Origin of the sequence: Pseudomonas putida, assembly GCA_041071465.1 — a bacterium.
GTDB classification, from domain to species: domain Bacteria; phylum Pseudomonadota; class Gammaproteobacteria; order Pseudomonadales; family Pseudomonadaceae; genus Aquipseudomonas; species Aquipseudomonas putida_P.
Window position 1 is genome coordinate 2,631,737 of sequence record CP163498.1, and the last position, 21,706, is coordinate 2,653,442.

General features: G+C 60.5%; 14 protein-coding genes, 1 tRNA gene and 4 pseudogenes. 5 read left to right on the plus strand and 14 right to left on the minus strand.

Annotated features, from left to right (window positions below; translation table 11 throughout):
• Positions 1-7: 7 nt before the first annotated feature.
• The 3 genes and pseudogenes from AB5975_12125 to AB5975_12135 form a co-directional block, all read right to left on the minus strand.
• The gene (locus AB5975_12125; protein ID XDR22486.1) at positions 8-802 is read right to left on the minus strand and encodes a carbon-nitrogen hydrolase family protein; all 795 of its coding nucleotides are present in this window, start codon (positions 800-802) and stop codon (positions 8-10) included.
• Positions 803-816: 14 nt separating this feature from the next.
• Positions 817-2,498: pseudogene (locus tag AB5975_12130) on the minus strand (flavin monoamine oxidase family protein).
• Positions 2,499-2,667: 169 nt separating this feature from the next.
• On the minus strand, positions 2,668-3,129 hold the full coding sequence (locus AB5975_12135; GenBank protein XDR22487.1) for an Lrp/AsnC family transcriptional regulator: 462 nt from the start codon (positions 3,127-3,129) through the stop codon (positions 2,668-2,670).
• Between the two features lie 134 nt (positions 3,130-3,263).
• On the opposite strand from AB5975_12135, the gene AB5975_12140 reads away from it, so the two are divergent.
• Together AB5975_12140 and AB5975_12145 are read left to right on the plus strand one after the other, a co-directional pair.
• The gene (locus AB5975_12140; GenBank protein ID XDR22488.1) at positions 3,264-3,818 is read left to right on the plus strand and encodes a serine acetyltransferase; all 555 of its coding nucleotides are present in this window, start codon (positions 3,264-3,266) and stop codon (positions 3,816-3,818) included.
• Positions 3,819-3,997: 179 nt separating this feature from the next.
• On the plus strand, positions 3,998-4,675 hold the full coding sequence (locus AB5975_12145; GenBank protein ID XDR22489.1) for a hypothetical protein: 678 nt from the start codon (positions 3,998-4,000) through the stop codon (positions 4,673-4,675).
• 290 nt (positions 4,676-4,965) lie between these two features.
• Here the strand turns inward: AB5975_12145 and AB5975_12150 are convergent, their stop codons facing one another.
• From AB5975_12150 to rpsU, 7 genes and pseudogenes are all read right to left on the minus strand, one after another.
• Positions 4,966-5,730 carry a hypothetical protein gene (locus tag AB5975_12150; GenBank protein XDR22490.1) on the minus strand — a complete coding sequence of 255 codons (765 nt, stop codon included), beginning with the start codon at positions 5,728-5,730 and terminating at the stop codon, positions 4,966-4,968.
• Positions 5,731-5,983: 253 nt separating this feature from the next.
• Positions 5,984-6,306 (minus strand): annotated as a pseudogene (locus tag AB5975_12155) (site-specific integrase).
• A gap of 124 nt (positions 6,307-6,430) precedes the next feature.
• A tRNA-Ile gene (locus AB5975_12160) sits at positions 6,431-6,507 on the minus strand.
• Between the two features lie 16 nt (positions 6,508-6,523).
• Positions 6,524-10,267, minus strand: coding sequence for an EAL domain-containing protein (locus tag AB5975_12165; GenBank protein XDR22491.1), 3,744 nt, complete (start codon positions 10,265-10,267; stop codon positions 6,524-6,526).
• A gap of 127 nt (positions 10,268-10,394) precedes the next feature.
• Positions 10,395-12,244 (minus strand): annotated as a pseudogene (gene rpoD / locus AB5975_12170) (RNA polymerase sigma factor RpoD).
• Between the two features lie 67 nt (positions 12,245-12,311).
• On the minus strand, positions 12,312-14,294 hold the full coding sequence (dnaG, locus tag AB5975_12175) for a DNA primase (protein XDR22492.1): 1,983 nt from the start codon (positions 14,292-14,294) through the stop codon (positions 12,312-12,314).
• A gap of 303 nt (positions 14,295-14,597) precedes the next feature.
• The gene (rpsU, locus tag AB5975_12180) at positions 14,598-14,813 is read right to left on the minus strand and encodes a 30S ribosomal protein S21 (protein ID XDR22493.1); all 216 of its coding nucleotides are present in this window, start codon (positions 14,811-14,813) and stop codon (positions 14,598-14,600) included.
• Positions 14,814-15,016: 203 nt separating this feature from the next.
• Here rpsU and tsaD point away from each other — a divergent pair, with 203 nt between their 5' ends.
• Positions 15,017-16,042: a tRNA (adenosine(37)-N6)-threonylcarbamoyltransferase complex transferase subunit TsaD gene (gene tsaD / locus AB5975_12185; protein XDR22494.1), complete on the plus strand. Its 1,026-nt coding sequence runs from the start codon at positions 15,017-15,019 to the stop codon at positions 16,040-16,042.
• 17 nt (positions 16,043-16,059) lie between these two features.
• On the opposite strand, the gene plsY is transcribed toward tsaD, so the two are convergent.
• The gene (gene plsY / locus AB5975_12190; GenBank protein XDR22495.1) at positions 16,060-16,629 is read right to left on the minus strand and encodes a glycerol-3-phosphate 1-O-acyltransferase PlsY; all 570 of its coding nucleotides are present in this window, start codon (positions 16,627-16,629) and stop codon (positions 16,060-16,062) included.
• A gap of 74 nt (positions 16,630-16,703) precedes the next feature.
• Here plsY and folB point away from each other — a divergent pair, with 74 nt between their 5' ends.
• Both folB and folK read left to right on the plus strand, forming a co-directional pair.
• The gene (folB, locus tag AB5975_12195; protein XDR22496.1) at positions 16,704-17,060 is read left to right on the plus strand and encodes a dihydroneopterin aldolase; all 357 of its coding nucleotides are present in this window, start codon (positions 16,704-16,706) and stop codon (positions 17,058-17,060) included.
• Positions 17,051-17,560 carry a 2-amino-4-hydroxy-6-hydroxymethyldihydropteridine diphosphokinase gene (folK, locus tag AB5975_12200; GenBank protein ID XDR22497.1) on the plus strand — a complete coding sequence of 170 codons (510 nt, stop codon included), beginning with the start codon at positions 17,051-17,053 and terminating at the stop codon, positions 17,558-17,560. The genes folB and folK overlap by 10 nt, the downstream gene beginning before the upstream one ends.
• A 118-nt stretch (positions 17,561-17,678) precedes the next feature.
• Here the strand turns inward: folK and AB5975_12205 are convergent.
• The 3 genes and pseudogenes from AB5975_12205 to AB5975_12215 form a co-directional block, all read right to left on the minus strand.
• Positions 17,679-18,781, minus strand: a pseudogene (locus tag AB5975_12205) (multifunctional CCA addition/repair protein).
• 55 nt (positions 18,782-18,836) lie between these two features.
• Positions 18,837-20,405, minus strand: a complete 1,569-nt coding sequence (locus tag AB5975_12210) for a SpoVR family protein (protein ID XDR22498.1) — start codon at positions 20,403-20,405, stop codon at positions 18,837-18,839.
• Positions 20,402-21,676: a YeaH/YhbH family protein gene (locus tag AB5975_12215; protein XDR22499.1), complete on the minus strand. Its 1,275-nt coding sequence runs from the start codon at positions 21,674-21,676 to the stop codon at positions 20,402-20,404. The genes AB5975_12210 and AB5975_12215 overlap by 4 nt, the downstream gene beginning before the upstream one ends.
• Positions 21,677-21,706: the final 30 nt, after the last annotated feature.

Genomic DNA, 21,706 nt, shown 5'->3' on the forward strand with positions numbered 1-21,706 from the left:
AGGGCTATCAGCCTTTACGCAGGTGAAGCTCCTGGCGCAAATCGTTCAGATAAGGAAACGCCAAGCGCCCCTGCACCACCTGATCATGTTCAAGCTCCGCCAACAACTGGCATTCATCCTGCCCGGCCATGGCTAGCACACTGCCATCCGGCCCGATGAGGCTGCTCTGCCCGCAGTAGTGAATCTCGTCTTCCGCACCGCAATAATTGGCATACACCAGGTAACACTGGTTCTCCTGCGCCCGCGCCCTCACGGTCACCTGGCAGGTAAAGTCGTACGGCGTCATGTTCGCGGTCGGCACCAGTATCAGCTCTGCGCCATCGAGCGCCAGGCGCCGAGCGTTCTCCGGGAACTCGATGTCGTAGCAGATCAGCAGGCCGACTTTCCAACCGTCAAATTCCACCACCGGGGACAGGTCGGCGCCTGGGCTGAACATCGAGCGGTCCAGGTCACCGAACAGGTGGGTCTTGCGGTAGTTGCTGAGGCTGCGGCCATGCGCATCGATCAACTGTACGCTGTTGTAGATTGCCCCGTCGTCGCCGCGCTCGGGGTAGCCATAGACGATAGCGATGCGCTGCGCCTGGGCGATCTCCACCACCGCCATCGCCGTCGGGCCATCGTCGGCTTCAGCCAGGCGCTCGACCTGGGCCAGGCCGATGTTGTAGCCCGTCAGGAACATTTCCGGACACACCAGCAACTGTGCGCCGCGTTCGGCCGCCAGCTGCGCCTGGTGGCGCAGCCGTTGCAGGTTGCCGGGCACGTCCAGTGGCTTGGGTGCACCCTGGAACAGAGCGATGCGCATGGTGCCTCCTTGTCTCAGTCTGCCAGGGCGATCGGGCCGATTTCGTCGAACACGTCGCCTGGGCCGGGGTTGTCCGGGTGGGTGTGGCCACCGAAGTGGTTCATGATACCCCACACCGCATTCAGCGACGTTTGCACCGCGCCTTCCACCCAGGCCGGGTCCACGACACGTCGTCACCGGCAATGAAGATGCCGCGCTGCTCGGCGGGCATGTCCTGCTGCATGAAGTGCGCGTACATGCGCTGGTTGTAGCGGTAGTGGCCCGGCAGCGCCCCCTTGAAAGCGCCAAGGAAGTGCGGGTCGGCTTCCCAGGAAATGGTGATCGGGTCGCCGATGATGTGCCCTGCGATGTCGGTTTTCGGGTAGATCTTCTTCAGCGCATCCAGGGCCAGCTGCACGCGCTTTTCCACCGGGTGCGGCAGCATCTTCAGCGCATCGCTCATCCAGGCGTAGGACAGGCAGATCACCCCCGGCTTGTCGTCACCGTTGTCGAACAGGTAAGTGCCGCGGGTAAGCCGGTCGGTGAGGGTCATGCTCATCAGGTCGCGGCCGGTTTCCGGGTCCTTGTCCTTCCAGAACGGCCGGTCGACCATGACGAAGGTCTTCGACGACTGCATGTAGCGGGTGCGGTCCAGAGCCATCCACATTTTTTGCGAGAACAGCGATTCCTCGCAGTCGATCTGGGTGGTCAGCAGCCAGGTCTGGCAGGTGGCGAGTACCGCGCTGTAGTGGCGGGTGTCGCCCCAGTTGTCGGTGACCGCCAGGCGTCCATCGGAAGCGCGGGCAATGCGCTTGACCCCGGTACGCGGCGCGCCGCCGTGCAACGTGCTCAGGCTGGTGCCCTGCGGCCAATGCACGCAGCGCTCCGGTACATGGCGCCAGATGCCTTGCGGCACTTGTTCCACACCGCCGACCACCAGGTGCTGGTGGTCGTCGCAGTTGGTCATCACCACGCGGAAAATTTCCAGCATCGAGTTGGGGAAGTCCGAATCCCAGCCACCGGTGCCGAAACCGACCTGGCCGAACACTTCGCGGTGCTGGAAGCTCAGCTTGGCAAACGAGCGCGAGGTGGCGACGAAGTCGTAGAAGGTGCGGTCGTCCCACAGCGGCACCAGCTTGTTCCACAGTGCCTTCAGGCGCGGTACGTCGCGGTCGCGGATGGCTTGCTGGATTTCGGCGAACTGGGCGCCGCTTTCCAGCGCATCAGCCCAGGCATCGGCCACTTCATGAAACAGCTTGGGCAGGTCGCTGGTTTTTTCGGCGTAGTAGGTCTGGCCTTCCAGGTCGATCACCGTGCTGCCCGAGGCCGGGGTCAGCGGGTTGGGGAAAGGCTTGGTTTCCAGGCCCAGCTTGTCCACGTAGTGATAGAAGGCCGTGGACGACACCGGGAAGCGCATGCCACCCAATTCGGCGATGATCCCATCGGTGCCGTTGAAGGCTTGCGAGCGCAGCCGGCCACCCAGCTTGGAAGCCTCGTACACCACCGGTTTGAGGCCCAGCTTCATCAACTCGTAGGCCGCCACCAGGCCGGCGATACCGGCACCTATGATGGCTACTTCTTCACCCTGGCGATCAACCGGAATGCTGCCCAGGCCCGCGGGGTGCTCCAACCAGTCGTCGAAAGCGAACGGGAAGTCCGGGCCGAAGATGGTGATCGGCTTCTTGCCGTCGGCGGGGTGGCGGTTTTTCTTGTTCATGAAGTGACCTTGCCAGAGAGGCTGCGCGGGGAGCGGAGCCTGAGTATAGGAGATGCCTGGGGGTCATTTTAGGGCGTGGGGTTTTCGTAATTAAGGCGCAGAGTGGTGTCTGAATGTAGTTTGTTTCGTCGGAATAACATGCGTCATATACATTACGACGACTTAGAAATCAGAGCGGCTGCCCGCGATCTACCTTGCTACTGAGAATGATCGACGTGGTGGTCTTCTCCACGCCGTCGACACTGCCGATCTGGTCAAGCAACTGGTCAAGCTGTTCGGGCGAGTCCGTACGCAGCCAGGCCACGTAGTCGAATTCTCCGCTTACCGCACACAGCTGCTGCACCTGCCCCATGGCACTCAGGCGCCGCACAACTTCCTTGCCGGAACGCGGCTGTACTTTGATCCCCACGTACGCCTGCAGCCCGCCGCCTATCACACTCTGGCCCAGGCGCACGCCATAACCGGAGATGACTTTGTTCTTCTCCAGCCGCTCCAGGCGTGAGTTGACGGTGGTACGGGCAATGCCCAGCTGGCGGGCGAGGGTGGCGACGCTTTCGCGGGCGTTGATCTGCAACAGGGCGATCAGCTGGCGATCGATTTCATCCAGCGTGATGGAGCGGGAATCCGACATGGCGAGTCTCTGCGGTTGGCCCGCTAGCCTAGCCAGCCAATGCCGATGAGGGCAAGGGCCGTCACAGCTGACCACGCTGGCCCGATGACTTTGCCTTCGGCATGATGAAGCGCTAGTCCAACGAGAACCTCAGCGTGAACCTCGACCACCTGCTCGAATGCTGGCGACTGGAAGTCTCCAACAAGAAAAGGCCCGGACGCCGAATCAGTTTGCTGTTCAACGTGCTGCGCCGCGCCCGCAAGGACAACAAACTGCGTTTTCTCTTTGCCTACCGCCTGGCCCAGTACCTCGACGCCCATGGTGGCCTGGCACGGCGTCACGCCCGGCGCATGCAACAGCGGCTAAACCTCAAGTACGCCGTGGACATCGATATAGGTGCACACATCGCGCCCGGCCTGCGCATCGCGCACCTACCGGGGGTAGTGATCACCCGGCACGTGCGCATCGGGCGCAATTTCTTCATCCGGCAGAACTGCTCGATCGGCATCAAGACCCTTGGCCTAGAGGAATACGCGCTGCGCATTGGCGACAATGTGAGCATGGGCGCCAATAGCTGCATTGTTGCCGATCGCATCGATATTGGCGACGACGTGGTGATTGGCGCTATGTCGCTGGTTACGCGGGATATTCCGGCTGGCATGACCTTCTACAACCAGCGGCAGGTAGTGATGCGGCCGAGTGCGCAGTAGTTATCAGCTTAAAGTTTTTGCAGCGGTGGGCGCCGTGGATGTTGGGGCAGAGTGGGAGTGCTCCCAAGGGTTCTTCTAGCACTGGCTAGCGAGGCGGATGGCGCCTGGACGCTATGGTGGCTGGTTGATATCTTTGCCGCCGCCACCCACCCGGGAACGCTCTCGCACAAGGACTCGCAATGAACAAGATGATGGTAAGCCCCTGGTTGATGGTCTCGCCTGATGGGCCGGTCACCTGTGCTTTCGATGACGACCAACAGGTGCATCTACGCCAAGGCGGCCTGGATGGCGCTTGTGGGCCCTACAGTGTTGTCATGGCGCTTATCACGTTGGGCGTAATGCGGTATGACGAAGCTACAGAAATGCACCAGTGGCATGGCAACAGTCGAGAAGGGCGGTTTCGGAACGAAATTCGCAATCTAGGGGCGTTGGTCTCTGGTGGTACCGATCATAAAGACATGATTCGGCTCGTCGATTGCTTCAGTGGTCTCGGTGTCGGTGCCGAGTATGTGAGTGGCAGTAAAAAGGAAATCGTAGAGCAGGTTGAGCATGCCATCGATAGCCAGTGCGCTCCGATTGTCGGTGTTCGCTTCAGTGGCGGCGGTGGGCACTGGATGATGGTAGTGGGTTACCAAGGTTATGAAGATGAGGATGGTTTCCAGCTGACTCACATCCTCTGTCTGGACCCCGCAAGCGAAACGCCTCGGACCAGTTTGTGGAACGCAGTCATCAATGTGTACGAAGAGGATGGCAGCTCGGTGGGAAGTGGGCCGCTGCCTTCTACCTATTGGGGCTACGATGGGCAGCGCGTGAGTTGCCGGGTTGAAGATGCCTTGGTGATTTGCGGGGCAGATTGATGTCTGGCACAAAAAAGCCGTGCAACTGCGCGGCTTTGTCGTATCTGGTGGGCCCACACGAACTTGAATCGTGGACTAAAGGATCAGAGTTAGCTTGCTACATGTGATAGTAGCAGAAATCTACTGTAAGCAAGAAAAGGTACAGTAACATTAAGCCAGCATCGCAGCGATGTTTGAGCGAAATTTAAGGTAAGTCAACGAATCTTTTCAGTGTACCTCCATTGTACCTCGAAGCCCTCCCAGGGATTAGCTAGCACGACGGCCTGCAGCCCGTATTGAGCTGTTCGTGCCTAGGCTCTCTGAGCTTCCAGCCAAATCAGAATTTTTTCACCTAAGATTTGGATGTAGCGGGAGATGTAATTGCAGAGCAGGTGAGGATAATCATGCTCGATTGAGACTTTCTCGCCAACAAAGTAAAATCTAATTGACACTAGTTCTGTTTCGCTGCTTTTTGTGTAACGACCTCTGTCTTCACTGCAGAGATAAGATTTCCGCTCTACTATGGTTCTAATTGTGTCGGCGTCTTTTGATAGCTGAAGCAGTCCGCCTGCATGCATTAGACAATTTCGAATCTTCTGTGCGCACTTGATAGGCTCGTGCACTGCAATGGTTTCAAGAGGTATTCCTAGCTTCCTGAAGTAATTGAATATTTTTTCGACGCCCGCGCCATTTATGGATGACAGTTGGATTTCGGATGCTTGTTCAGTTGCGATTGCAAGCCGCAAAATATAAGCTTCGAATAGTGAAAGCGTAGAAAATAGGTTGCCAGATGAAATCATATATGGATAGGTGTTGTCCCATCGACGCTTATGAATCGCCGCGCGTGCGGCGATTATTTCTGCATGCTTTTCGATGTCAGGAAAGTAGTGAGTGACTTTTTCTGCTTCAATAGCTTGCTCATGCGTAATGGTATAATGGCTTTTCCAGACAAAATCCATTATATCAACCCATTCGGTCGCGGCGCTGTTTAATATTTGAGAAACCTCGTATGAGCACCTTTCAGATGGTGACATGTTTTTCTTTGCGAGCAGTTCTTGTACGAAGGCATCTATCAAGTTTTCCCTAACCATTCGAGTGTTCTACCAGTGTCAGCTGAGGATTTAAATTTGATATTAATTAGTTTTGTTCTGGTTCTGGTTCTGGATCAGGAAGAGCATAAGTATTTAGCTGGTCGATAACTAATTCCGCATATTGTGTTATTAACGACCTTGTGTAATCAATTAGCTCGTTCAATTCGCGACTGCCTGAGGCTGTGAAAGACGCTCCGTGCCCGATAGCGTTTCTCATTCCTACGAGCCTCAGGGAGCCCAGGCGTGTATCGCGATAGTTGGCGATCACCTCGGATGATAGAGCTGCGAGCGAATATTTTCCCTGGTCGCCTCGGCCTTTTGCGCGGTGGGCTTCTTGGTAGGGCTGACTTCGCGCAGATGTCGCTGCAGCGCATTTTCGAGTGTCAGCCGCTCGGACCCGCTGCGCTGGATATACACACCCCGCACCATTTCATCTTCGGTGCGCCGTGACCAATCCTCGGCGTCGCGTTTGGTGCGGAAGGTTTTGGCGTTGGTCGGCCATCCGGTTTTGCGGATGACAGCCTTCCAGGTGCCGGCAGGGGTTTTGACGATTGTAGCCATCTGAAGGACTCCAAAGGCGTGCAAGCGAAGCCGCACTGTACCTAATTTGTACCTTTAGACCATAGGACTGTACTGAGGTGGTTCCACCAAAACACGAAAGCCGCGTAGTACGCGGCTTCAAGGTTGGTGGGCCCACACGGACTCGAACCGTGGACCAAAGGATTATGAGTCCTCTGCTCTAACCGACTGAGCTATAGGCCCTCAGTAAGTGGCCGGATTATAACGAGGGTTTCGCACCTGTGCCATCTGAAAGATCTGATAGTGCTATGCGAAGGAACGCGGCCGCGAACTCGTCTGGTGGCAGCGGCAGGCTGACGATGTAGCCCTGGATCTGCTCACACCCTTCCGCTGCCAGAAAACGCTGCTGGGCCTGGTTTTCCACGCCTTCGGCAATGATCGTCAGCTGCATGCTGCGGCCAAGGGCAATGATCGCGCGGGCGATGGCGGCATCGTGTGGGTCGTCGGGCAGGCCGCGGATGAAGGACTTGTCGATCTTGAGAATATCCAGCGGCAGGCGCTTGAGGTAGCTCAGCGAGGAATAGCCGGTGCCGAAGTCATCGATAGCCAGTTGCACGCCCAGTTTCTTCAACTGGTACAGCACGGCCAGGGCCTCTTCTGCCTGGCTCATGATGAAGTTCTCGGTAATTTCCAGCTGTAGGTCACCGGCCTTTAGCTGGTAGTGCTTTAGCAACTGTTCGATGCGCCGGGCCAGGTGCGGGTGGCGCAGCTGGGCGCCGGCAAGGTTGATCGACAGCGGGCCGAAGGGTTGGTAGTGCTGTTTCCAGGCCTGCATCTGTCGGCAGGCTTGCTCCAGAACCCAGTCACCGAGCTGGAGAATGGTGCCATTCTCTTCCGCCAGGTGGATGAAGTGCTCTGGTGGCACCTCCCCAAAGGTTGGGTGGCTCCAGCGGATCAGCGCCTCGGCGCCTACCAGCTTCTGGGTCTTGAGGCTGAGCTTGGGCTGGAAGCACAGGCTCATTTCGTTGCGTTCGACGGCGCGGCGCAGTTCATGCTCCAAGGCGATGCGCTCGCTGGCCTGGGCGGTGAGGTCGCGGGTGTAGGCTTCGACGCGGTTGCGGCCTTTGGCCTTGGAGCGGTACATGGCGGCGTCGGCGTTGCGGATCAGTGTGGCAACGTCAGTGCCGTCCTGTGGATACAGGCTGATGCCGATGCTGGCGCTGGTGAAGAACTCGTGTTCACCGGCCTGGAACGGCGCGGCGAAACAGGCCAGCAGCTTGTTGGCGATGGTACTGGCGTCGCTGGGCTTGTGCAGGCCGGGTAGCAGGATGATGAACTCGTCGCCGCCCAGTCGGGCCACGGTGTCGACGTCGCGCACCTGCTCCTTCAGGCGCTGGGCGATGCCTTTAAGCAGCAGGTCGCCGACTGGGTGGCCGAGGCTGTCGTTGATGTGCTTGAAACGGTCGAGGTCGAGGAACAGTACCGCGCCCTGGCGGTTGGAGACTTGCGCGCAGGTGAGTACAGCCTGCAGGCGGTTCTCGAACAGGGCGCGGTTGGGCAAGCCGGTCAGCGGGTCATGGTGGGCCTGATAGTCGAGTTTGGCCTGGGCGTGCTTGATGCTGGAGATGTCTGCGAAAACCGCCACGAAGTGAGTGATCTCGCGTTCACTGTTGCGCACGGCGCTGATGGTCAGCCAGCTTGGGTAAAGCTCGCCGTTCTTGCGCTTGTTGTAGATCTCGCCCTGCCAGTGCCCTTCGTCGGTCAGCTGGTGCCACATGGCCGCATAGAAGGCGCTGTCGTGCTGGCCGGACGCGAGCAGACGCGGGGTCTGGCCGAGGGCTTCGATTTCGCTGTAGCCGGTGATTTCGCTGAAGGCGCGGTTGACAGCACTGATGTGCTGGTCAATGTCGGTGATCAGTACGCCTTCGGCAGTGTTTTCGAACACGGTGGCGGCCAACTGCAGTTTTTCCTGCATCAGGTGGCGCTCGGTGATGTCGCGGGCGATGGTCAGCATGCAGTCGACGCCGGTAATCGGCAGGGGCCGGGCGGACAGCTCGCAAAGGCGGATCTGCCCGTCGCTGCGGCGGATGTGGCAGGTGAAATCACGCACGAAGCCGTCGCGGTTGAGCTGCTCGACCAGGCGCTTGCGCTCGTTGAGGTCTACCCAGATGCCCAGGTCCAGCGAGGTCTGGTCGATGGTCGGGTTGAGGTCATAGCCGGTCAGGCGGCAGAAGCCCTCGTTCACCTCCAGCAGCAGACCGTCGCTCTGGCGCGACAGCAGCAGGCCGTCGGGGGAGGCGTGGAAGGCTTTGGCGAATTTCTCTTCCGAGGTTTGCAACTGTTGCTGGGTTTCCTTGAGCTGGCTGATGTCGCGCACCGCCACTACCAGCGCGGGGGTGCCGTCGAGTTCGAAGGTTTCGGCCGAGGTCAGGCCGGTGAACAGCTGGCCATTGCTGCGGCGGAAACTCATTTCCAGGTTACGGATGCCGCCCTGGTGCAGGTGTTCGAGCACTCGTAGGCCGCTGCCTTCGACGCCCCACAGGTTCAGGTCGGTGGCGGTACGGCCAATCACCTGGCTTTGGGTCAGGCCGATCTGCTCTTCGAAGGCTTCGTTCACCTCCAGAAGGCAGCCATCGCTGTGGCGGGCGATCAGCAGGATGTCTGGGCATTGCTGGAACACCGAGGCGAACTTCTGCTCGGACAGGCGCAGGGCGTCCTCGGTGTGCTTGGTTTCGCTGATGTCGATCATCAGGCCGCGCATCACCGGTTGGTGGCCGTGTTCGATCATGCTGACGATGTTGCGTACCCAAAGGGGCTGGCCGTCGGCGCGGATCACTCGGTAGTCCAGGCTGTGGTCGCGTCCCGCTGCGGTTTCGCTGTCGCAGTACGCCTGGGCCCAGAGGGCGTCCTCCGGGTGCAGGATGCTGCGCCAGAAGCCGGGCCGGAGCCAGTCACTCAAGGGGTAGCCGAGCAGGTCTTCGGCATGCGGTGAAACGTAGCTGTAGGTGAAGTCGTTGGCATCGGCTTCCCAGGCGATGGCTGACAGGCTCTCTACAAGGCCTCGGTAGTGGTATTCGCTGCTGCGCAGCTCTTGCTCCAGGGCGATGCGCCTGGAAATTTCCGAGCTGAGGCGGCGGTTGATGCGGATGACCACGGCCAGCACGGCCATCAGCAACAGCACCGTTGGCAAGCCATATACCAGCAGGTCAGACCAGAACATCCGCTGGTCGACTACATTGCCCACCCAGCGCTGCTGGATCTGGCTGATTTCGCTGCTGCTCATGTCGGCCATCACTTTGTCGAGAATACCGACCAGCACGGCCTTGTCGCGGGGGACGGCCATCGCCAGCTGGTAGCGGTAGGGTGTTTCGCCGCTGACGTACAGGCCGTCGAGTTTGAGCTGGCGCAGGCTCCAGATACTGGAGGCCAGGTCGCCGACCACGGCGTCCACCTGGTCGGTGGCCAGGGCCTGCAGCGTGGAGCTGACATTGGGCAGCGCCACCAGGTTGAGGTCGGGGTGGTGGGTGCGCAGCAGCTCGTGCGGGGCGTAGTTCTCGACCACGGCGATTTTCAGGCCGTACAGGTCATCCAGCTTGCGTGGTTGTGCGCCGCCTTTGTGGGCCAGGATGACAATGGGGAAGTCGAGGTACGGGCGGGTGAAGGCCAGATAGCCCTGGCGTTCGGGGGTGGACATGATGCCGGGCAGCAGGTCGATGCGGCTTTCCCGTGCCTGTGCCAGTACCTCGGTCCAGCTGCTGGGTTCGACCGGTTTGAGTGTCACGCCCAGGCGCTGCTGGATCGTGGCGATGTAATCGGCGGCCAATCCCTGGTACCGGCCCTCCTGGTCGCGAAACTCGAACGGTGGCCAAGAGGCGTCTACGCCCAGGCTCAACTGCGGGTGAGCAGCCAGCCAGGCTTTCTCCTCATCTGTCAGGGTCAGGGCGCCGGCCGTTGTGTTCCATAAAATCAGGAGCAGCAACAGAATGGCCGGCTTCAAGGGCATGGCAGCCTCGCATTCAGGTGGTCTGAAGTCGAGTGTAGACGGGCATTGCGGCAGGTGTGCTGTGGAAGGCGGGCTTTATGTTACGGGCCGCTAAAGAAAAAACCCGGCCTGGGCCGGGGTTTTGTCATCACTCGTCGAGGAAGGAGCGCAGGTGCTCGCTGCGAGTCGGGTGGCGCAGTTTGCGCAACGCCTTCGCTTCGATCTGACGAATCCGCTCACGGGTTACGTCAAACTGCTTGCCCACCTCTTCGAGGGTGTGGTCGGTGTTCATGTCGATACCGAAACGCATGCGCAGCACCTTGGCTTCGCGTGCGGTCAGGCCCGAGAGCACGTCGCGGGTGGCTTCCTTGAGGCTTTCGACCGTGGCCACGTCAATCGGGGACTGCATGGTCGAGTCCTCGATGAAGTCGCCCAGGTGCGAATCTTCGTCGTCACCGATCGGGGTTTCCATGGAGATCGGCTCTTTGGCGATCTTCAGTACCTTGCGGATCTTGTCCTCAGGCATTTCCATGCGCTCGCCCAGCTCTTCCGGGTCGGTTCGCGACCCATTTCCTGCAGCATCTGGCGGGAAATACGGTTGAGCTTGTTGATCGTCTCGATCATGTGCACCGGAATACGGATGGTGCGTGCCTGGTCGGCGATCGAGCGGGTGATCGCCTGACGGATCCACCAGGTGGCATAGGTCGAGAACTTGTAGCCGCGGCGGTATTCGAACTTGTCCACCGCTTTCATCAAGCCGATGTTGCCTTCCTGGATCAGGTCGAGGAACTGCAGGCCACGGTTGGTGTACTTCTTGGCGATGGAGATCACCAGACGCAGGTTCGCCTCGACCATTTCTTTCTTGGCGCGGCGGGCCTTGGCTTCACCGATCGACATGCGACGGTTGATTTCCTTGATCTCGGCAACGGTCAAGCCGGTTTCGGTCTCAAGGTCGATCAGTTTCTGCTGGCAAGCGACAATGGCAGCGTCCTTTTCACCCAGGGCAGCAGCCCACTTGGTGTTGCGCTTGGCCAGGTCACCGCTCCAGGTCTGGTCGGTTTCGTTGCTCGGGAACATGCGCAGGAAGTCGGCACGCGGCATGCGGGCGTCACGGACGCACAGCTGCATGATGGCGCGTTCTTGCTGGCGCAGACGGTTCAGGGCGTCACGTACACGCTCGACCAGTACCTCGAACTGCTTCGGTACAAGCTTGATCGGCATGAACAGGTCAGCCAGGGCCTGAAGGGCCTCGATGCTTTCCTTGTGGCCACGACCGTTTTTCTTCAGGACCTTGGAGGTTGCCTGAAGTTGATCGGATACCGCACCGAAGCGTTGAGCCGCGACTACCGGGTCCGGGCCGCTCTCGGCCTCTTCCTCGTCGTCACCGCTTTCGGACTCTTCCTCTTCGTCGTCGGACTCTTCCTTCGCAGCAGCGGCCTTGGTGCCTGGGATCGGCACTTCTTCGGTCGGCGCGGCAATGTTGTCGTCAGGGTCGATGTAGCCGCTGAGTACGTCCGACAGGCGGCCACCCTCGGTGGTGACGCGGTCATATTCGCCGAGAATGTAATCGACAGTGCCCGGGAAGTGGGCGATGGCGCCCATGACTTCACGAATGCCTTCCTCGATACGCTTGGCGATTTCGATCTCGCCTTCACGGGTCAGCAGTTCGACAGTACCCATTTCGCGCATGTACATGCGCACCGGGTCGGTCGTGCGGCCGATATCGGTTTCAACGGCCGCCAACGCAGCAGCGGCTTCTTCGGCCGCGGCTTCGTCGGTGTCGGCTTCCGCCAACAGAAGGGCATCCGCATCCGGAGCACTCTCGAATACGTTGATCCCCATGTCGTTGATCATGCGGATGATGTCTTCCACCTGTTCCGGATCTGAAATATCCTCAGGCAGGTGGTCGTTGACCTCCGCGTAAGTCAGGTAGCCCTGCTCACGACCGCGGGTGATCAACTCTTTGATACGAGACTGCTGTTGCGCTTTTCCGGACATAACACCCTATCCACTGAAGGTCTTGGCGGGCAAAAAACAAGCCGAGGATTATACCCGAGCATGGGCCTCACGCGCCAGATGAGGTCGGCGTTTGTGCGGGAACATTCCGGCTCAGCAGGGCGAGGAGCTGGGTTTTTTCCTCGCTGGTCAATTCGCTTTGACGTGATTTCCTGAGCAGTTGTTCCAGGCTGCGCTCGCGTTGGCGGGCGGACAAGCTAGTTATAGTGTCGAAAAACTGTTGTTCAAGGTTGTCGGCCACGATCAGCCATTCCTTTTCCGCCAGGGCCCGCAACAGGCGACCCTGCTCGGTGCCATGCCAGCGTGCGATCAACTGCATTGAGCTTAGCCCAGGATTTTTCTGTGCGGCTTCGATCAATGCCACCAGCAGCTGGCTGTACAGGTGTTCTTCGTCGGCGAAGTGGCTGGCATCTTCTACCCTGCCGGCCAGCAGCGGGTGGTGCAGCAGGGTGCGCAGGGCGGCCAGGGTTGGTGGCTCGACCGGCGCCGGCACGCGGGGTGGCGCTTCGTCACGTTGTTGCCACGGCTTGCCACCCTTGCGGTTCTTGTCCCAGGGCTTGTCGCTCCATGGCTTCTTACCGCCGTTCTTGTTGGGCTTCCAGGCCTGCTCCTGATGAACGGGGGCGAAGTCGTGTTGCGGCATGTCGCCGTAATCGGGGGTGTAGCTGGCCATGGCGTCGTAGTCGTAGCCAGGGCCGTAGTCCGGCACGCTGCTAACCGTGGGTGCTTGTTGCGCCAGTTGCTCGACCTGCTGCGGGTCGAGGCCGGTGATTTCCTTCAGGCGGTTGCGCATGAGCTGGCGCAGGTTGGCGCCAGGGATCTTTTCGATCAACGGTGCCGCCAGGGTCGCCATGTGTGCCTTGCCTTCCAGCGAGCGTGGGTCGGCTTCGACGCTCAGTTGCTCGAAGAAGTAATCGGCCAGCGGCTGGGCGTGCTGGTTGATACGGGCCATGAAAGCGTCGGTGCCTTCGGCGCGTACCAGGCTGTCCGGGTCCTCGCCTTCGGGCAGGAACAGAAAACGTGCGCGGCGGCCATCTTGCAGGTTCGGCAAGGCCGATTCCAGTGCGCGCCAGGCGGCCTTGCGCCCGGCCTGGTCGCCGTCGAAGCAGAACAACACGCTGGGCACCACGCGGAACAGGCGCTTGAGGTGCTCTTCGCTGGTGGCGGTGCCGAGGGTGGCCACGGCATTGCGCAGGCCTTGCTGGGCCAGGGCGATGACGTCCATGTAGCCCTCGACGACGATGATCTCGTCGAGGTTGCGGTTGTGCTTGCGTGCCTCGTACAGCCCGTACAGCTCCTGGCCCTTGTGGAACACCGGGGTTTCAGGGGAGTTCAAGTACTTGGGCTTGTCGTCGCCGAGTACCCGGCCGCCGAAGGCGATGATGCGCCCGCGGCTGTCGCGGATCGGGAACATCACCCGGTCGCGGAAACGGTCGTAGCGCTTGCCGCTTTCGGCGTTCTCGATCAGCAGGCCGGCATCGATCATCACTTTCTGCTGCAGGGTGTCGGCACCCAGGTGCTTGAGCAGGTTGTCCCAGCCGGGCGGGGCAAAACCCAGGCCGAAATCGCGGGCAATCTCGCCGGACAGGCCGCGGCCCTTGAGGTAATCCACCGCCGCCTTGCGGGTCGGGTGGTTGCGCAGGGCCTGGCGGTAGAACTCCGAGGCGGCGTCCAGCAGCGGGTACAGCGGCGAATCGGTGGGCTGGCGCGGCTTCTGGTCGCGGCGGCCTTGTTCGCGGGGCACTTCCATGCCAGCGGCGCGGGCCAGCTCCTCGACGGCCTGCGGGAAGTCCAGGTTGTCGTGGTCCATGACGAAACCCAGGGCGTTGCCACCGGCGCCGCAGCCGAAGCAGTAGTAGAACTGCTTGTCGGGGCTGACCGTGAAGGAAGGGGTCTTTTCCTTGTGGAACGGGCAGCAGGCGGAGTAGTTCTTGCCGGTTTTTTTCAGTTGGACGCGCGAACTCACCACGTCGACAATGTCGAGGCGGTTGATAAGGTCGTCAATGAAGCTCTGGGGAATCAGCCCGGCCATGGCAGTCTCGTCATCTGGCAACTGGCAAGTCTAATCGCTCACGCGCCGAATGGGGCGAGTGTTGCTTGGGGAAGTGCGAGGGGGTGTGTGCTCGTCGCCAGCCCCTAAGGGCCCGTCAGTCGGACGTGCACGTCTGGTCATACAGCAAGAAGGACCAGCTCTGACGTTTCAGGCAGGTTGCCCATGAGCAGTTCGCATGAAGCTTGTGCAGGGCCTTGAGCTAGCTGCTCAAGTGTGAAGCGACCACTGCCATCGCCCGGCGGTTAGCCGGGCAGGGCAGAAGCTTTGCGTTGAACGCCTGTATTAGTACAGACGAACGGCGCGGCGCTGTTCGCGCTGAACTTTCTTGGCGTGACGCTTAACAGCAGCAGCTGCTTTACGCTTACGCTCGGCGGTCGGCTTCTCGTAAAACTCGCGGCTACGAACTTCAGCCAGTACACCGGCTTTTTCGCAGGAGCGCTTGAAACGACGCAGAGCTACGTCGAAGGGTTCGTTCTCTTTAACTTTGACGGCTGGCATCCAGGGCTACCTTAATTCATTACCGGGGTAGACGTGCTCCTGGCAAAACAAAGGTGTGCTGGAGAACGTCGGTTTTCAAGGGTTGCGGATGTTAACCCTTAGCAAGCAGGAATGCAAAGCCTCTGATCGAAAACCGCTGGTCGGCATCCGACACGGGACTATCATGCGCGGCTTCGAATTCAGCCCCCACAAGGGACGAACCCATGCTAGTACTGGGATTGGAAACATCCTGCGACGAAACTGGCGTCGCATTATACGACAGTGAACGCGGTTTGTTGGCCGACGCACTGTTCAGCCAGATCGACCTGCACCGCGTGTTCGGCGGCGTAGTGCCCGAGCTTGCCTCGCGTGATCACGTCAAGCGCATGCTGCCGCTCATTCGCCAGGTGCTGGACGAGGCTGGCTGCGTCGCCACCGAGATCGACGCCATCGCCTATACCGCGGGCCCTGGCCTGGTCGGTGCCTTGCTGGTCGGGGCTTCCTGCGCCCAGGCGTTGGCCTTTGCCTGGGACATCCCGGCGATAGGTGTGCACCACATGGAAGGCCACCTGCTGGCGCCCATGCTGGAAGAAAACCCACCCGAGTTTCCGTTCGTCGCTTTGTTGGTTTCCGGTGGTCACACGCAGTTGGTTCGGGTCGATGGCATCGGCCAGTACGAACTGCTGGGCGAGAGCCTGGACGACGCTGCCGGCGAGGCGTTCGACAAGACCGCCAAGTTGATCGGCCTCAATTACCCAGGCGGCCCGGAAATCGCGCGCCTCGCAGAGCAGGGCGTACCTGGCCGCTTCGTTTTCCCAAGGCCGATGACCGATCGTCCGGGTCTTGAGTTCAGCTTCAGCGGCCTCAAGACCTTCGCCCTCAACACCTGGCAGCAATGCAAGAATGCTGGCGACGACGGTGAGCAAACCCGTTGCGACGTGTCCCTGGCATTCCAGCAGGCGGTGGTGGAAACTTTGACCATCAAGTGCAAGCGAGCCCTCAAGCAGACTGGCCTCAAGCGCCTGGTCATCGCTGGTGGCGTGAGTGCCAACAAAGCGCTGCGTGCCTCGCTGGAAGAGATGCTGGCCGGAATGAAGGGCAATGTGTACTACGCGCGCCCACAGTTCTGTACCGACAATGGCGCGATGATCGCCTATGCCGGTTGCCAGCGACTGTTGGCCGGGCAGCAGCAGGACCTGGCGATCAGCGTGCAGGCACGCTGGCCGATGGAGCAGTTGCCACCACTGTAAGGTTTACCGCCGAAGGTTCAGAAGTGCCGTTCGCGCCCTGCAAACAGGTCGCGCAGATTTTTACGGTGGCGCCACACGATCATCGCTGTCAGCACGGTGATCGGCAGCAGGGCCTCGGGCTCGCGCCAGGCCAGCAATGGCAACGTCAGTGGTGTGGCGATCAGTGCCGCCAGCGAGCTGGTGCGGGTGAGGTAGAAGGTCAGCAGCCAGGCACCGATAGCCAGCAGTGCGGCCGGGAAATACAGGCCCATGAGCATGCCGGCAGCTGTCGCCACGCCTTTGCCGCCCTGGAAACGGAAGTACAGGGGGAACAGATGGCCCAGCACCGCGCACGCGCCCACCCAGGCCTGCGCATGCAGGTCCAGCCCGGCAGCGCGGGCGAGCAATACCGGCAAAAGGCCCTTGCACAGGTCGCCAAGCAGGGTCAGGATCGCCAGTTTACGGCCTGCCAGGCGTAGCATATTGGTGGCGCCGGCATTGCCTGAGCCGCTGGAACGCGGGTCCGGGCTGCCTGAAAGGCGGCTGAGGACAATGGCGAAGGACAGCGAGCCGAGCAGGTAGGCGAGCAACGCCAGTAACCAAAACATGCTAACTATTCCGGGCGAGGACGCCCTGATTCTAACGGCGCCAGTCGCCCTTGTCGTGCTGTGGAGAGAAGTGCTTGGACAGAGTGTTCATCGAAGGCCTGGAAGTCGATACCGTCATCGGTGCCTATGACTGGGAGCGGGATATTCGCCAGTGCTTGCGCCTGGACCTGAGCTTTGCCTGGGACAACCGCCCGGCTGCCGCCGGTGACGACCTGAACCTGGCGCTGGACTACGCCAGTGTCTCGGCACGCATCCAGGCGTTCGCCGAGCAGGCCCGTTTCGAGCTGGTGGAAACCTTTGCCGAGCGCCTGGTGGCAACGCTGATGGAGGAATTCCACATCCCTTGGGTACGGTTGAAGCTGACCAAACCGGGTGCGGTGCCGGCGGCCCGTGGTGGTGTAGGCGTGGAGATCGAGCGCGGATGTCTCTGAGCACGGTTTACCTGGGGCTCGGCAGCAACATCGACCGTGAAGCGCATTTGTGCGCCGGGCTCGATGCGTTGGCCGGTATCCTGACGGACATGCATTGCTCGCCGGCGTTCGAAAGCCAGGCGGTGGGGATCAAGAGCGGGCCGTTCATCAACTTCGTGGTGACCGGCAAAACCGCGTTGCCGTTGATCGAGCTGGACCGTCGACTGAAGTTCATCGAGGCCGACAACGGCCGCTATGCCCCGGACCGCAAAGGCTTGCCACTGGATATCGACGTGCTGATGTATGACGATTTGCACGGTACTTTCGACGGACTGGTGCTGCCTCGCGCCGAGATCTTGAAAAACGCTTTTGTGTTGTGGCCGCTGTCGCTGCTGGCCCCCGAACTGGTACATCCGGGGGCGGGCAAGGGCATGGCGCAGTTATGGCAGGAGGCGCAGATCGATCAGGTGCTGGCTCCGGTAGCCTTCGAGTGGCGCGGGTTGCAGCTGACGCCTATCTAACTAACGGCTTTCGCGGTCATTGTGAGAGCGGGCGTGCCCGCGAACACCGGCATAGCCGGTGCCATCCACCGCATTGGGTTCTTCGCGGGCGCGCCCGCTCCCACAGGTACCGCGCTGGTCAACTGCGTTTGTAAGCCTCGACAGCCTTCAGCCGCTCACGCTTGAGCGCTTCGCCCAGCGCCTGGCCCGTCAGCCCGGCTTGCACCAGCGGCTTCACATCCACCGCTCGCGCCGCTGCTGCGCCACGCAGATAATCGGCTTGTGGATAACTCGACTTGCCATCGCCCAGCGCCGCCATCTCGCACACGACAATGAAATCCTCGAACCGCTGCGGTCGCCGGTACACATCGAATTTCTGCAACAGCTCCAGCAGTGCCGTGGCTGGTAGCTCCTGCGCCTGGTTACCCTGCGCCAGGCACTCTCCGGTAAGTAAGGCCAGTTCCTGGCATTCCCGTGGTGCCTTGAGGCGCTGGTTGACGGTTTTGATCGGCGCCGGTGCCAGCCCTCGCAACAGGCAGGCCCAGCGCACGTGCAGCGGTTGTTCGTGCGCTGCGGCTTGCTCCAGCGCCGCCAGGGCCTGTGTATCGTCGACAAGCTCAGGCAGTAGCTCGTGCAGGGCGCCGCAAGCGCCCAGCACTTGGAAGAACACCTGGGGGCGAGCCTCCATCAGCGCGCGCTCGATTTCCTTCCAGCTGCGCTCGGCGGTCAGTGCCTGCAGTTCGCCTGAGGCACTGATCTGGCGCATCAGTTCCAGGGTCTCGTCGGCAACCCGGAAACCCAGAGGCGCATAACGAGCAGCAAAGCGCGCGACGCGTAGTACGCGCAGAGGATCTTCGGCGAATGCCGGGAAACATGGCGCAAAAGGCGTTGATCGAGATCGTCCTTGCCATGGTAGGGGTCGTACACCGTGCCCGCTTCATCTTCAGCCATCGCATTGATGGTGAGGTCGCGGCGGATCAGGTCTTCTTCCAGGGTGACGTCGGGACTGGCATGAAAGGTAAACCCACCGTAGCCGCGCCCACTCTTGCGCTCGGTGCGCGCCAGGGCGTACTCCTCGCCGGTTTTCGGGTGCAGGAACACCGGGAAATCGGCACCGACCGGCCGGTAGCCCTTGGCAAGCATTTCTTCGACGGTAGCGCCAACCACCAGCCAGTCGATATCGCTGACCGGGCGGCCGAGCAGGCGGTCGCGCACGGCGCCGCCGACTTTGTAGATGTGCATGTGCAGCTCTCCATAACTGCCGACAGGATAACCTGTCGGCAGTTATGGGGTTGCATCAGAGATGGTGGATAACGGCCAGGTCCATGCGGCCATAGTCGGCGCTTTCGCCGTGCTCGCCGCGCGGGGGCATGTGGTGGGTTTTCATCACTTGCTCGCCCTGTACGGTCTCCAGGTGAATATCGAAGCCCCACAAGCGATGCAGGTGCTTGAGCACTTCATCGGTCGAGTCGCCCAGTGGTTTGCGGTTATGTTGCTGGTGGCGCAGGGTCAGTGAGCGGTCGCCGCGACGGTCGACGCTCCAGATCTGCACGTTCGGCTCACGGTTGCCTAGGTTGTATTGTGCTGCCAGCTGCTCACGAATCACCCGGTAGCCGGCTTCGTCATGAATGGCAGGCACCAGTAGGTCGTCGCGCTGGTCGTCATCGAGGATGCTGAACAGCTTCAGGTCGCGCATTACCTTGGGCGACAGGTACTGCAGGATGAAGCTCTCGTCCTTGAAGCTGCTCATGGCGAACTTGATGGTAGAAAGCCAGTCACTGCCGGCAATGTCGGGGAACCAGTGGCGATCTTCCTCGGTCGGGTTTTCGCACATGCGGCGGATGTCGGTGTACATCGCGAATCCCAGCGCATAGGGGTTGATGCCGCTGTAGTAGGGGCTGTCGAAACCGGGCTGGAACACCACGCTGGTGTGCGACTGCAAAAACTCCATCATGAAGCCTTCGGTGATAAGCCCCTCGTCGTACAGGTCGTTCATCAGGGTGTAATGCCAGAAGGTTGCCCAGCCTTCGTTCATCACCTGGGTCTGGCGCTGCGGGTAGAAGTACTGGGCGATCTTGCGCACGATGCGCACCACTTCACGCTGCCAAGGTTCGAGCAACGGCGCGTTCTTTTCGATGAAGTACAGGATGTTTTCCTGCGGTTCGGCGGGGAAGCGCCCATCATCGCGGTCGTTGCCCTTTTCCGCGCTTTTCGGAATCGTCCGCCACAGGTCGTTGATCTGGCGCTGAAGGTGTTCTTCGCGCTCCTGTTGCCGGCGCCGCTCCTCCTCGGCGGAAATAGGGTAAGGCCGCTTGTAGCGGTCGACGCCGTAGTTCATCAGCGCGTGGCAGGAGTCAATCAGGTCTTCCACCGCATCGATGCCGTGGCGCTCTTCGCATTGGGCGATGTACTGCTTGGCGAACACCAGGTAGTCGATGATCGAACTGGCGTCAGTCCAGGTGCGGAACAGGTAATTGCCTTTGAAAAAACTGTTGTGGCCATAGCAGGCGTGAGCGATCACCAGTGCTTGCATGCACATGGTGTTTTCTTCCATCAGGTAGGCGATGCACGGGTCGGAGTTGATCACGATCTCGTAGGCCAGGCCCATCTGGCCGCGACTGTAGGACTTTTCGGTACTGAGGAACTGCTTGCCGTAGGACCAGTGGTGATAGCCCAGCGGCATGCCGACCGAGGCGTAGGCGTCCATCATCTGCTCGGCAGTGATGACCTCGATCTGGTTGGGGTAGGTGTCCAGGGCGTAACGCTCGGCCAGGCGGCTGATTTCCCGGTCGTAGGTCTGGATCAGCTCGAACGTCCACTCGGACCCGGTGGAAATGGGTTGGCGTCTCTGTGCTCTGGCGGTCATGTGGCTAACCTGCGCTGGAAGAGTTCACGGAAGACCGGGTAGATGTCGCCGGCCGATACCAGCTGCTGCTGGGCGAACGTGTCGGGGTAGGCTTCGCCGATGCGCTCGTATTCATACCACAGCGCCTGGTGTTCACGGGGGGTGATCTCAACGTAAGTGTAGTACTGCACATGCGGCATGATCTGCTTGGAGAGGATGTCGCGGCAGATCGGCGAGTCGTCGTTCCAGTTGTCGCCGTCGGAGGCTTGTGCGGCGTAGATGTTCCAGTCGCTGGCCGGGTAGCGTTCGGCCATGATCTCCTGCATCAACTTCAGGGCGCTGGAGACGATGGTGCCGCCGGTTTCCCGCGAGTAGAAGAACTCTTCCTCATCGACTTCACGGGCACTGGTGTGATGGCGAATGAACACCACTTCGATGCGGTCGTAGTTACGCTTGAGGAACAGGTACAGCAGGATGAAGAAGCGCTTGGCGATGTCCTTGGTGGCCTGGGTCATCGAGCCGGATACGTCCATCAGGCAGAACATCACCGCCTTCGAGCTGGGGTTGGGTTGTTTGACCAGCAGGTTGTACTTGAGGTCGAAGGTATCGAGGAAGGGCAGGCGGTTGATGCGCGCCTTCAAGCGTTCGATTTCCTGTTCGACTTCCTGGATATCGGTGAAGTTGTCTGGCTCTTCGACCCGCAGGCGGTCCAGTTCCTTTTGCGCTTCACGCAACAGGGCGCGGCTGCTGCCGGTCAGGGCGATGCGCCGGGCGTGGGCCGAACGCAGGGTGCGCACGATGTTGATACGCGACGGGTTGCCTTCGTTGGCGATACCGGCGCGCACGGTCTTGAAGGTGTCGGCGCCCGTCAGGTGACGCTTGACCAGGTTGGGCAGCTCGAGGTCCTCGAACATGAATTCGAGAAACTCTTCCTGAGTGATCTGGAAGACGAATTCGTCCATGCCCTCGCCGGAGTTGCCCGCTTTACCGCGACCGCCGCCGCCACCTCCACCGCCTTGCGGGCGCGGGATGTGTTCACCGGCGGTGAATTCCTTGTTGCCAGGGTGCACGATGGTCTGTTTGCCCCCGCGACCATGGTGCAGCACCGGCTCGTCGATGTCGCGGCCGGGAATGCTGATTTGCTCGCCGTGTTCCATGTCCATGATGGAACGGCGGCTCACCGCCTCTTCGACGGCTTTCTTGATGTGTTCGCGGTACCGCCGCAGGAAGCGTTGGCGGTTGACCGTGCTCTTGTTCTTGCCGTTCAGGCGTCGGTCTATAACGTAGCTCATGGTCCCTCCGGTAGCTGGGAGCAGCTGCAA

Coding starts and splice junctions, on each gene's coding strand:
- plsY (XDR22495.1), bottom strand. CDS start 16,629: ATGTTTTGGTTACTGGCGTTGCTCGCCTACCTGCTCGGCTCGCTGTCC.
- AB5975_12135 (XDR22487.1), bottom strand. CDS start 3,129: ATGTCGGATTCCCGCTCCATCACGCTGGATGAAATCGATCGCCAGCTG.
- AB5975_12125 (XDR22486.1), bottom strand. CDS start 802: ATGCGCATCGCTCTGTTCCAGGGTGCACCCAAGCCACTGGACGTGCCC.
- AB5975_12145 (XDR22489.1), top strand. CDS start 3,998: ATGAACAAGATGATGGTAAGCCCCTGGTTGATGGTCTCGCCTGATGGG.
- AB5975_12210 (XDR22498.1), bottom strand. CDS start 20,405: ATGACCGCCAGAGCACAGAGACGCCAACCCATTTCCACCGGGTCCGAG.
- rpsU (XDR22493.1), bottom strand. CDS start 14,813: ATGCCAGCCGTCAAAGTTAAAGAGAACGAACCCTTCGACGTAGCTCTG.
- tsaD (XDR22494.1), top strand. CDS start 15,017: ATGCTAGTACTGGGATTGGAAACATCCTGCGACGAAACTGGCGTCGCA.
- AB5975_12215 (XDR22499.1), bottom strand. CDS start 21,676: ATGAGCTACGTTATAGACCGACGCCTGAACGGCAAGAACAAGAGCACG.
- AB5975_12165 (XDR22491.1), bottom strand. CDS start 10,267: ATGCCCTTGAAGCCGGCCATTCTGTTGCTGCTCCTGATTTTATGGAAC.
- folK (XDR22497.1), top strand. CDS start 17,051: ATGTCTCTGAGCACGGTTTACCTGGGGCTCGGCAGCAACATCGACCGT.
- dnaG (XDR22492.1), bottom strand. CDS start 14,294: ATGGCCGGGCTGATTCCCCAGAGCTTCATTGACGACCTTATCAACCGC.